Annotated in this window: 4 protein-coding genes; all 4 read right to left on the bottom strand. The window is 35.6% G+C overall.

The window, feature by feature from the left end:
* The gene (locus Q9R24_RS13205) at positions 1-4,080 is read right to left on the bottom strand and encodes a dynamin family protein (RefSeq protein WP_311204679.1); all 4,080 of its coding nucleotides are present in this window, start codon (positions 4,078-4,080) and stop codon (positions 1-3) included.
* 15 nt (positions 4,081-4,095) lie between these two features.
* On the bottom strand, positions 4,096-7,149 hold the full coding sequence (locus Q9R24_RS13200; RefSeq protein ID WP_311204680.1) for a hypothetical protein: 3,054 nt from the start codon (positions 7,147-7,149) through the stop codon (positions 4,096-4,098).
* A 21-nt stretch (positions 7,150-7,170) separates the two neighbouring features.
* The gene (locus Q9R24_RS13195; protein ID WP_311204681.1) at positions 7,171-11,181 is read right to left on the bottom strand and encodes a dynamin family protein; all 4,011 of its coding nucleotides are present in this window, start codon (positions 11,179-11,181) and stop codon (positions 7,171-7,173) included.
* 314 nt (positions 11,182-11,495) lie between these two features.
* Positions 11,496-13,830 (bottom strand): AAA domain-containing protein (locus tag Q9R24_RS13190; protein WP_311215552.1); only part of this gene is annotated, 2,335 nt, incomplete at its 5' end.

Genomic DNA, 13,830 nt, shown 5'->3' with positions numbered 1-13,830 from the left:
TTAATACCCCCCTTTGCTAATATAATCCTTTAAGGCTTGGTGTACTAAGGCTTTATTTTCGTCCGTTAACTCCATATCTGTAGTTAGGTAAGTACATTTATATCCTAAGAAATCATCCATGCCCTGATCAATTGTGAGCATATACCCAGAAACACCATCTTTACCTATTTTATAGGTATACAATGCTGCACCGTTATTCGAAGGTCTATGCCATTCAAGACTATTTCCAAAATGTTGATCAATATTAGATTTTAATTCTTCAAAAGTACCATGAAGCGTCATCTCTTGTGTTAGTGGAACAATTTCACCACCATGAGATACTGATATAGCTAAATTTCCGGCATTAGTCCCGAAGAATTTTTTGATATTTTCAGGTATATATACCTCTTGAGAATAATCACCACTTTCATCTGAATCATCAATAACCCTTGGAGTAAAATATTTACTCAATTTTGTTCTGTATTCATCCCAAATGAAATTTGCTTTCTCGCCATGTCGTAAACCTGAGCATTTCAGAAAATCTAAATCATCTTCCTGATTTTCAATATTTACTAATAAGTTTTCATCTTTAACTAACTCAAATTTATAATCTACATAATGATAAGTAAGTTTACGATGATGTGGAATCACTTCACGATTCTCATCAAGCACAGTACCTTCTTGTTCGATAATAAAATCATAGATTCCTTGGTGCTCAGATGATTCATCAAAGTGATACTTTGAGGTAAATTCACTGCCAATATAACCTTCACCCTTTTCAATCGCCATGGACTCATGAGCAATATTTCGAATCTGTCCTTCTTGTTCATCAATGAGAATTAAAAAAGCATCCTCTGCTGTATGTCCAGATCCACCCCATCGACTTGTTAGTAACAATCCTTGTCTATTTAAACCGAATGAAATGACATTTCCTGATAATTGATCAATCATCGAATTATCTGTGCCATGTCCAATCGTCAAAATAGTGCTGGCTTCATTTCGTGCCACCAATTTATAGCCATCGCCTTGTTTTTTAAATACAAAGAAATCTATAGGTGCTTGGCAAGCATTACATACATTTTTTCCTTGATCGAAATCACTGAGCACTGGAACTAAATATCGATTTTCATTGTCCAAAGCCTGGTATTCATAAATACCTTGTACCCGAATGTCTTTATCCGAATGTGGATAGAACTTCGCAATTAACTCTGCATGATTATGAAGATCCCAAAGATCAACAGATGTATCTTCTGCGATATAGATTTCCCTATCTTCTGTTCCTTCATTCCCCCATAAACTGACAATACTATTTTTAATTTTTTGTAAAATTTCTGGATGCTTATAAGCTGTATATCCAGTACCTGAAATAACAGCGAGATAGATAGATAAAATTAACCACTGAATTCTTAGACCCTTGGTTTTACCTAGATAAAAGTCAGTAGGTTTTGGTCTTAATACCCCAAATAAATAAAATAAATTACAAGGAAATGATGTAATTTTTTGGGCGGGTATAATTTTATGGCGAGCTACACTTTTTAATATGCTGTAAGGCTTTTTATTGCTTTGAGATGGAATAGCGGCAAAGTTATAGCTTGCAACATGCAATCCATCGCGGTGTCCTTTTTCAAAGTAATAGCTTGCTTCTTTTAAGTTTTTCTTTACTGAATATCCAAAGCTATATATCAGACCTAAAACGTAACTTGCTTCGCCTCCATGAGTTTCAGCGATAGGATGCAAACGTGAAATAGCTTTTTCATCGCCTTTAACAGCAAATGCATAACAATATTGTGCAATTATACTTCGATCTTCCTCAGATTTTACCAGCTTGTGTTGATAAAAATCAATGAAGTACCAACGAGCTTGCTCATTACCATTCTCTGCACATGATCGAATCCATTCATATGCTTTTTTATTATTAAAGTTCACTGCTTCCAGGCTAATTGCTTGTGCAGGATCATCAACTGTGGCTGTTTTTTCTAGATATTGAATATAAGCTGATTGTAAGTCTTGGCGATTGCTTCCACGAGATAAATCACGTAATGCTAAAACTGCTTGAGGTAATTCCTTTTTTGCTTTTATTATCAACCAATCTAAGGCATCCGCTCTCTTCAGCTGAATTGCTTCTAAATAGTACTGAATTGCATGGTCTAAATCTTGGAATTGATTTTCATAAAGCTGTGCGACACAGACGAAACCTTCGGCAAATTTATTTTCCACTGCCATCTGGGTCAAAGCTTCCAAGGCTGGAAGATAATCTTCTTCAACCAATGCTTTATATTTGCTTAATGCTAAATCAATATTTTTCGTATAACACAACCCTATCGCGTGTAATTTAGCAAGCTGAAACCTAATTTGTGGACAAGAGGATTCGTGCTTTTCTAGCCATTTACGTACGGATACTTCTCCTACATATTTGCTCATGATTTCAACGGATTCGTCTATTTCTACACGAGCAAAAAGAATTTTCGCATAGGTAAATTGTATTTCTAACTGACGAGATTGGAATGCAAAATGATTTCTAAATGATTGAAATATCTCTATTGGACCACTTAAAGACTGTTGGTAATACCACTCAATTGAAGGTTGACGTAGAAACTTTTTCACTAAAATTTGGTGATACTGTTCCGCTTTTAGCAGATCGTTTTTATACTCTTCATAATAGTTCGCAAGCTTTTCTAATGCAGATTGATGACCTTGATCGACCCAACGTTTCAAGTCACTTAGGCTAGATTCATCTCCCGCAATTAAAATCTCAATATATTGATCAATTGCATAATCTATATCTTTTTCAACACCTTCACCCCGCTCATACATACCTGCCAATTTATATTGAATGTATGTGGAGTTATTCTTTTCAGTTTGTAGCCAATCCAAGGCATCTGACATGCCTAAACATGCTGCCTCAACCATGAGGTTAACTGCATCATGCTGGTTGCCCTGAACCAACTGAAGATGTGCATAATCAAAATATAAAGTGCTTTGACTATCTACAAGTTGATCAATATGACGTTCATACAGTGATTGCTTTATACGTTTTTCATTTAATTTGTTTTCAAGTTCTTTTGATAAATCTAGAGGTAATTTTTTTTGTAGTTGCTGCTGACGTTGAATAGCCTGGTCTAGATCTTCATATTTACTTTCCAAATCCTCTGTCAACTGATCAATAAATGCAATGAGTTGTTCAAACTTACTTTCACTCTGGAGTGGGGTATTAATTTTTTCTAACCATCCATGAATGTCATCGCCTAAAAGCATCTGGCCTTTTTCCGAATGAATCGCAGCAGCCCAAGCCATGATCCCTTCAATGTGTATATTTTCACGTTTCAGACTGGCTTTAATTGATTCTAAAATTGATGGAAGCTCTTTGCTTGTAACCAAATCAGACTGAGTGACGACAATAAAGACTGGTTTTTGCACGCCGACCTGCGCTAAAAACTTTAAATCATCCTCACGAATCGTGCCATTTTTCGCACTCACAAGCCAAACAAGATGATCGACTTGTATCAATTGCTCTAATGCAATTTTCTCATCTGTTCTGCTTTGATGTGGGCTGTCTGCTTTACTATAACCAGGTGTATCTAAAAATGTGAGATGCTGCCATTTAAAGTTCTCTAACCCTAAATATATATGCTCCAGTAATTGTGCTAACTGCAGAGGCTGATCTGTTGAAGTGGAATCAAATAGATGACTTAATTGTTGAACCTGTTCTAGTGATAACTCTAAATTCTGTTGAAATAGATTTTTTGCTAAATACGAACTCGTTTCACTGTATCCGATATAGGTCGGCACAGCAGTACAAGGCTCTAACGCTTCAGGTAAATAATCTATACTTAAAAACGTATTTAAAAATCTAGATTTACCAGCACTAAAGCCACCACCAAAACCGATTACACATTTCTGATCAAGATATGTGCTAAAAATAGATTGGTTTAAATGTTCAACTAATTGCTTGAATTGCTGTTGTTTCACTAATAAATTTTGAGGATCACTTAGCTCTATAGCTCTGATTATTTGTTGATATAAATCATTACTTAGAAAACTAGTACTGAATCCAGAATTTAAAATTGTCGATAAAGTATTAAGTATAAGAGGTTGATTCATTGTAAAAATCCAAATTTATAAACTTTGTAAATATTGAAGTGCTTCTTTATGACCTTGATCTGCTGCTTCTCTAAGCCACTTTTTAGCCAAATTTAGATCTTTACTAGTACCCCAACCCTCTATATAACAACCTGCCAAATTGTATTGTGCTTCTATATGCCCATTTTTTGATGCTTTTACAAAATACCTAAAAGCTTTATTGTGACTTACTTCAACTCCAATGCCATGTAAATACGCACAGCCTAAATTAAAATAAGCATCAATGTGTTCTTGCTGACGTGCTAAATCAAACCAATGGACTGCCTGATACTCATCTTTTGGAGTACCGAGTGCATGGATATAACATAATCCCAACATATTTTGAGCATCGCTATTTCCTTGTTCTGCGGCTTTCATAAAGTATTGGTAAGCTTTAGTTTTATTTTCTTTAACACCTACTGCATTTAATAAACAAATACCTGCGTTATACTGTGCTCCAGCATATCCCTTATTCGCTGCGCGTTCATACCATTCAAATGCTTTAGGCTGATTTTTCTGTACTCCCCAACCATAGGAATAACATCTTCCTAAATTATTTTCAGCATCTAAAAATCCTAGACTTGCTGATTTTTCATACCACTCAAATGCTAGTTTTTCATTTTCTAAAGTTCCCCAACCATTTAAATAAAAGTTCGCTAGTTGATTTTGGCTACTTGGATGGCCTTGAATAGCAGCCTTTTTATACCATTGATAAGCTAAAACTAGGTCCTCTATTACTCCAATTCCATGTTGGAAACAAAAAGCTAGATTACTCTGTGCTTCAGAGCAACCTTGATCTGCAGATTTTTTGAACCAATGAGATGCGTAATCATTATTTTGTTCTACTCCCCAACCATAAAAGTAACAATCACCCAAATTATTTTGGGCTTCTGCATGACCTTGCGTAGCAGCATTTAAAAAATAATTAAATGCCTTTTCATGATTTTTTTCAGTGCCACGCTCATTTAAATAACACCAGCCCACAGAGTATTGTGCAGCAGCATGATTTTGCTCAGCTGCTTTTAAATAGTAATTGAAAGCTTGGTGATCATTTTGAGTTACACCCCAACCATTTAAGAAGCAGTCACCCAATGAGTATTGACTATTGCTATTATTAAATGCTGCAGCTTTTAACAACCACTCAACAGCAATTCCATCATTAACAGATGTACCTCGCCCATAGAGATAGCACCACCCTATCGCATATTGTGCAGGTACAAAGCCTTGCTCTGCTGCTTTCATATACCAAGTGAACGCATGCTCATCACTCTGCGTTATACCCCAACCATATAAATGACAGTCAGCTAATAAATGTTGAGCATTTAAATTATTTAGCTCAGCTGCCTCTTTTAAGTAGTTAAAACCTTGTCTTTCATTTTCAGCTATTCCCCAACCATATAGATAACAGCGGCCTAAATTAAATTTAGCATCGCTATTTTTTTCAGATGTCTTTTTGAAATATTCAAATGCTTTTTCCTCATTCGCATCTGTGCCCTGACCTCTTAGATAGAATTCTCCTAATTTGTTCAGTGCATATTCAGAATCATGTTTTGATGCAAGCTGATATTCTTGAAATGCTAAAACAAAGTCTTGCATACAGCCATATCCCTGCTCATAACACTCTCCCAATAAATTATGGAAATAGCTATTATCAGGCGAGTGCTGTGTTGCAACTTGAATCCATTTGAAACGCTCCTCCAAACTCACATTCTTCAGCTCATCAAAATGATTGGCAAGGATTAAAATAATATCCTGAATGACATCCATACCTTGACGATTTAGATTTTGAAAATGCTGTAATGCCTCTGCGTATAATCCACTCTCTAACATCATTTGTGCTTTTTGGTATTCAAATCCTTGCATCTGCTCTGGATTATTAAAGTCGGCTGTCGGCAATACTTTCTCAAGTAAATGAGGTAGTTCATCTACATTCACTAAAAATTGTTCGATTAAATTTTTATTGGTTTGAAAGTTTGTACGTAGTTCTTTTAAAGTCTCTTGAGCTAATGTTTTTTCATATTTTGAAAATGCATCATCATTTAGACAAATTTTGCTATATAACTGGATTTCACTTTGTAATTGCTCAAGTTTTTTTTGCAATTTCGCTTTTAATTGCATCAAAATAAATTTTAATTTTTCAGTACTATGATCAATGACAGGATGGTTTTGTGTATTTAGCCATTCCCATAAATTTTTTCCATATAGTGTTTTAAAGTTTTGCTGGAAAATACTTAAACCATCAAATTTAGCTGCATGATTGTCTAGCAACTTCATCATTAAATCTTGTTGATCTGGATTAAACTGTTCACTCACCCAAAGTACAATATATGTTTCGCTACGCAGATTATCTTTAAAAAGAGTAAACAGCTCAGAGAGATCATCGATTGACTGGCAAGGCAGTATAAAAATTTGAGCTTGTTTCGTTGTCCTATATTCCTTTTCATCACTCTGATGTTGGACAGTTAGACTCAAATCATGCCATGTCCACTCAGGGGACCCGATAAAGAGTTCTGAAATCAATCCATTACAATCATTATGAACATCAGACAGTTGTAGCCCAGATAGATCTTGCTGAACGAGCTGAAGTTTTTGTCCGCAATAATTCACTAGCGAAAGCTGATTGTCCTGATGATAGAAATAATTCTGTTTAAGACTAGTCGAAATCTGCTTGCCCGATTCACCAAGATCTACATTGATCTGTTTTAGAAAATCCTTAAGATCGTTCGTGTCAAATGTAGTCGGTATATTCAGCAAAATTTGGTTTTTATTTACCAATTCAGTATGACGAATATTTTGTGTAATCTGAGTCATTAAACGACCAATCGATGCTGAACTTTCGTTCCAAATTTCATAATCAATTTGAACTAATAATGCTGAAATCGATTCATCTATAGATGCCTTTAATACTTCAATCGTATGTTCTTGCTCTGATGACGCTTGGGGTTGAGCCAATAACTTCTTCACCAAATTAATTTTTGGCTGTAATGTCGAATCAACTTCTGTCTCAATTTCATTGGAAAAATCAAAACTAAAACTCGCAAAATCCTGCATGATAATTCCTTATTGCTCCAATTAATCTTGAGATGAAATGTCTTTCGATTGGTTAAGTATGTTTTGCATATTTTGACAAGCAGCAGACACTCGTTGTTGTAATAAAGTACGCTGTTCTAAATCGGCCGATAATTGAACTTCAATTTTTTCAATATTGTCACTTTGATCCGCAAGATGTTGTTCTAAGCCAAGATAAATTTGCTCAAAGCACCGTAGCGTTTGCTGTTTTAGCTGTTCTTGAATCGAATTTAATAGCTGAATAGATATGCTATTTAAATGCTGATCAACCACTTGACGTGCTTTTTCTAATTGCTGTTTTTCAGCAAATAAAAAACCACCAATTAAGCCAGGTAAAACTAAGAAAGGTATAGTCACACCTAAAGCCAATGCAGCGATTCCACCTGCAACGCCCCCGAGTACAGCCGCTTCCTTTGCTCGACTTTTTTCAAGATTGAAATCAGTAATATTATTCTTTTCACTCAATTCATACAGCTGTGTCAGATCTACTGCCGTATTTAATTTCGCAGCAGATCGATGTATCACTGGATGTAAAAACTGTTGTGTCGCGAGTTGAAAAGCATTTTGTATATCGGCCTGAATACTGGCCTGTAACTGCTGCGCTTGTTCAACGACGAGGTCGTAATAATATAAACGACGGCTATTGAGTACCTGCTCAATCGTATTCATCACATCTTGGCTGATACGAGTATCAACCAACCTTAATAACATCTTTTTTTCTATGTCATACTGTGACCTTAACTCTGCTTGAGCATTTACAATCTGTTGTTTTTTATATTCTAGTTGCTCTCTAGATTGATCCAAATCAAGCTGTTGTTGCAAACTTTTATGAGCAGAGATAATAAGACTTTCAACTTGCTGTTTAAAACACTCTGAAAATATTTCTGATTGATTTTCCTCAATATGATTCAAGATTTCTGCAAAACCTTTTAAATCACCTTGGTGTGCAGAACACCCTCTTACTAAGGAATAATCCAAATCAATCCCTGCTTGTTGTGCAACTGTCTGGCGCACTGATTCACGTTCAACTTGTGCGATCAGGTCCTCTTGGCAAATGAGTAACGAAAGCGTTTTACCAAACATATATTGGCGAGCTACAAATTGTTGTTCTGCTTCACCTAAATGCGTTTTGGATACACATAAAATAAAACTACTATGTGCTGTTCCTGAATAGCGAATGAGCGCTTGTTCATGTGAACCGATATTAGATTCAAGTCCTGGGGTATCGACTAAGACTAGATCTGGATGTTGTGCCAGAACAGCATTGTGTAAATACATTTCTACATGATGAATAGCATCAGCATCTAAAATATGCTGTGCTCTCAATGTTTGGTAATGTGCCAATTCATATTCAGTTGATATAGGTTCGTGCTCATTTCCACTCACTACAATGACTTTTTGATTACCATACTCAGCATAATGAAATTCTGTCGGATATGAAGTACACGCACCTAAGTCTGTGCTCTGAATATTCTGACCTAACCATGTATTCAATAGCGTGGATTTACCAACACTAAATTTTCCAATTAATGGCACAGACAACTTAAAGTTAGCAATTTGTGTTTCAAGCTGTTCAATTTGTGATTTCAATGATTGCGATAAAAAATTTTCATCAACTAAGCTTTCAATCTCTGCAAGAGCATCCAACCAACTCTGACGTTGTCGATCGAGTGTTGTGATTCGATATGGTGTAAATCCTGCTGATTTTAATTGCCAAAGTAAAAATAATGTTAAATCCCAAATCGATATCTCTTTTATAGAAGCGAAATGCTTTAGATATAGATCACTTACTTGATGATTATTTTGATCAAAATTAGGATTTTTTAAATGATTAAAAAGCATCAAGGATGATTCTTGATTCTCCTCTGTCTGCTTAATCTTTTTTAATTGATGCAATAAATTCTGTTGTAAAGCAGGTTGATCCCTAAAGCATTGCAAGAACCTGAGTGAATCTAAATCTTCTACACCTACTTTTTCTAAAAAAGCTTGTAAATAAAGTAAATCTCTCCCTTTCCACATACCTTCTGTTTGATGAATAAAGTTATTTACCGCATTACACAGTCTGAGCTCTGCTGACATTTCACTATAACGCATGCCGTGCACTGTCTGTACATGACTTAAATTTAACCAATCTTGTAATAAGGAATGTTGTTCCTGTTGAGAAATTCGTTCTTCATGTCGATTAATCTCTTGCCTCAATTTCTGATAGCCAAGAGACATCGATGCATATATCTGCTGCAAAGCGTATTGATGTTCTTGTTGCAAATGAGTGAGATTATGCTGAATTAATTTTAGCTGAGTTTGTACAATAGCAATGAATTCAATAGAAAGACGCTGCTCAGACTGTAGTCCTTGTAGCATACGCAAAGCCGCCATCTGTGCAGTGATAAGTGCACAAGTCTGTTCATTTGATTCATTTTGTAATTGTGCTGGATCAAGAATCGCCAGTTTAATTTTTTTTAAAAAATGATGCGGCGTTGTTTTTCCAGTAGCCTGAGGTGCTAAGACATTTAATGCATCAAGGACTGCACTTTCTACGATTTGTCGATTATTTTGATTTTCTATTAAAAAATGATCAACACTTTGTTGAACTACGAACGGGCTCTGCTGCGCACTCAGCAATTTAAGATTTTTCTCACTTAATTGAGAAATAATCATTTGATCTTCTAAAGCAGGAACATTGATATCATCGACTTGGTGATTTTCTCTAATGAGATCATTAAAATTATTCATTTGATCTTGAGTAGCTTGATTGTTTTCCATTATTTGGTGTCTCTGATTTTGTTCATTCACTACCGCTTGATAACCTGTACAAGCTAACTGCCATTGCTGAGTCGAAATCTGTGCAGCCTGATTAACTGTGCGCATCCAACCATGCGCCATATGTTCAAATCCATGTTCAAACCATCGGCGCTGTTGCAGATTTTGAAATAAAAATTGAGACAATACAGGGGCAAGCAAACCAATTGGACCTGCTATTGTGACTGCAGCTGTAACAAGTAAGCTTTGTAAACCACGATTTGCAGCTGCCTGCTGAATTGCGATCCAAAATGTTTTTTCATTAATTGAGCCATCTTGATAAGATGTATAGATCTCTTTCACATCCCAACAAAATGTGACTAAAAAGGCTGCTATACCTGCATGCATTTCAGTCACAAGGCTTAAGCCACCAGCAGTAAAAGCCTTTAAACTTCCTGTTTGTATACTGTGTAAAGTTTGTTTTTCTTTTAAGTGTGCCATTAAGGCTGGACCAGCAGCATCTATTGCCAGATCGCCCTGACGTATTTGATTGAGTGTTTTGAGTAATATTGGACCTAACTCAATAGCACTAACAAATGCTACTGCCATTGTCGAACTACTTGCAAAATCACTCATATCATCAACAAAAGAGTGCTGTTGTGCATAAACTGGAGCTTCGCCAGCTTGTAATGCCTGCTTACCAGCATGTGCTTCTGCATAACTTAACGGTAATGATTCAATACCATTTATATCAACTATCCGATCTGTAAAACTGATTTGGCTTAAGGCTTCATATTGGTCTATTTGACCTGATATTTGTGCTTGTTCTAAATGTCGTTGATATAGCATTGAAATTTCATGATACTGATCACTTGGTACAATAATCTGCTGACCAGCATATTTTGCGACTAGTGCACCGGATTCATCAGTAAATAATTCTGCCCCAGCTGCATAACTTTGTTCCGCTGTTGCAAAATATTTTGGATTAAATGCCAGACCTGAATCAGTAGTAATATCTATTGAACCAAATTCACGGCTGTTAACTAGATGTGCATGATCGTCTTGTGCCGAATTTGCTTGGTTTACGTTATAACTAGCCGCATGATGAGTTTCAGCAAAATATCCTGCCCCTCCAAATTGGTTATTATTAATCTGGGAAGAATTTGTAGAAAAACTCTGCCATGCTCCTTGTTCTGCCTCACCTATATTTTTATCTTTTATTATTTCATCTGCTAAAAAGTAGCTTATTGTTGTTGAATTATCTAACTTGACCATTATTTAAAATACATTTGAACTTTTGTTAAATTATATATTTTTCAATAAAATTAAACATCTAATTTTTAGTGATTTATCTCTGCATTTCAGCTTGATAATGAATTTATAAAAGAATTTTTTCTTTTGATTGCCAAATCTACAAAAAGGCTGTGATCGGATTTGAAATCATTGCTAACATCATCTTTAGTCAGATAAAAAGAAAATGTTTAACCCATTTTTACCCGAGTAAAATTTTATGAACTAAAGATTACTACTGTAATCTTTAGTTACGTAAGTGTCCGCTAGCGAATCCATTTAAATACAAGCTAGTACAATTAAAGAATTAACAAATCTTTCTCGATGTCACTTTCCGCACTCATTTCAGATTCGTCATCTACCCACACTTTGTGTTCTACATCTTGAGTTAAGCTACTCATTCCATGTGTAGGTTTTATACCCATTGCATCAAGTTTTTCCTTTAATGACATAATCATATTTTCACGTTCAATGGACCAACTCGATGCAAAGCATCTCCAGAATGTCCATCCTGCACGTTCTAAAGCACGTTGACGAATCATATCATCATGCCATTGTTCTGGCCCATGATAGCTATCACCATCACACTCAACTGCTAAACGCTGATCTCCATCCGATTCAACCACTAAATCAATTCGATAGCTTCCAACCTTGACCTGTGGAGTAACTGTGTATCCCATTTTATGTAATACCGTGAATACAGATTTTTCAAACTCTGATTCACATAACTCTAATTTTGCTTCAAATGATGCTTTTTGATCCTCTTGCAAATCATAAAAATGATTGAGTAAATTCAGCCTTAAATCTTTTGGTGATATATGATCACCACTCACGGAGTGGACAAGATACATCCGTTCACGAGCACGGCTTGCAGCCACGTTAAATCTCTGTTCATGATCGGATCTACTCAAAGCATGACAATTCTGAGGATCTGCTACCATAGATAAGAAAATAATATCTCTTTCTGCACCTTGGAATGCTGAGGCATCCCCACAAGCAAATTGAACTTGGGTAAGAGCCCCTGCACCAAATTCATTCAAAGCTTCTGATTGAATGAACTCAGCCTGTGCTGGCCCCAATAATGAGATCACGCCAATTGATCTATTCGCATATCGTTCATCTTTAAGAAGAAGCTTCATTTCCTCAATAATTGCTTTCGCTTCTATTCGATTAATATGTTTGCTGTTTTTAGATTCTCTATACCCCTGCGGTGTATAAATTGCGACTAAGGCTGGGCTTAACTGCTCAGATTTCTTCGATAATCGCATTGGCTTAATACGGTTACCATAAAAGTTTTTATTACTGTAACTAATGATCGCAGGATGACAGCGGAAATGCTCTAGAAGCATCACGCTTGACTCATAGATAGAAGAAGCCATGTCGTATAAAGACATATCTGGTGTTAAATATGCAGCATGTGGCTGACCATGGAGATAACGATTTCTTAATACATCAATTTGAGCACTTGCTAGACCGACATTACTTGGAGAAACCTGTTTATTATCCCCTACAACTAATAATTTTTTAGCACGCATTAAAACAGGTAATACGTCAATTGATGATTGTGACGCCTCATCTACAATCACTAAATCAAAGAGACCTAATTCAGCAGGCATAGATTCAGAAACCTGAAGATGTGACATGACCCAGCAAGGAATAGCTGCTGTTGCCTCTTTAAGGGCCGCTTGAGCATCTTTTCTATAACGTGGAGCGTTCTTGCCTGTCCCTTTTCCATAGTGTTGTACAGCAATTTTATAGCGCTGTAATGCAACTAAAATTTTATCTGAGGCATTTTCCTTTAATGCCAACCACGTCTTGTTTGCTGCCAATTGAGCGTAATTCTGAGACAGATTCTTCTCGTGAATACGACGACGCTCATACAAGTTTTCAATTCGACTTGTATTACTAATAGTCATTACAAAAGTCTCAAGACGCTTCCATTCCCAAGCCTCGACCAATGTGTTACGTAATATAGGATCCTCAATTTCTTGGGCGTAAGGAATCTCTAGAATATCTTTACTAAGAATCACAGCATTTGTTTGGCTCAATTTAATACTGGCCAATTTAACTCTGTCAAAATCCTCAGTTAGATCTTTCAAATGAGCTAATTTCTTTAATAGATCGGCATATTCTCTTAATTCATTTTCATATAGCGAATCTGAATCAACCTGGGACACAATTTTTTTCAACTGATTTGATATTTTATTATCAAACTCTGATAAATAAAGTATTTGATCAGCCAGTTGCTGTTGATAGACTTCTAAATTAAATATTTTTAACTTCTGACCTAATAATTGAATCAAGTCATCAATATTTTTAGGTAATCCATAGAAATCAAAAGATTTAGCTCTACTAAAAACTTTTAGATAATTGGCACTAAATACATCCAAATACTTATTTTTCAAATCTAGGCATTTTTGGGTTCTAATGATGAGCTGCGTGAACTCTTTTAATATTTCATCAATACCACGATTATTTAACTCGATTAAAGGGATATCTAATTGTGCTGCAATACTATTCCATTTACTCATAAAAACATTAAGAGTTTGCCTTCTATCAATATATTCTTTAACTCTTTTCCACTCATCTGATGTATCAGGATATTTTCCAGAAACTTTAATTGACTTAAATAAT

The sequence above is a fragment of the Acinetobacter sp. RRD8 genome (assembly GCF_031844225.1).
In the GTDB taxonomy this organism is placed as follows: domain Bacteria; phylum Pseudomonadota; class Gammaproteobacteria; order Pseudomonadales; family Moraxellaceae; genus Acinetobacter.
The sequence above is the reverse complement of the archived record's forward strand: the minus strand, read 5'-3'. Positions and strand labels throughout refer to the sequence as shown.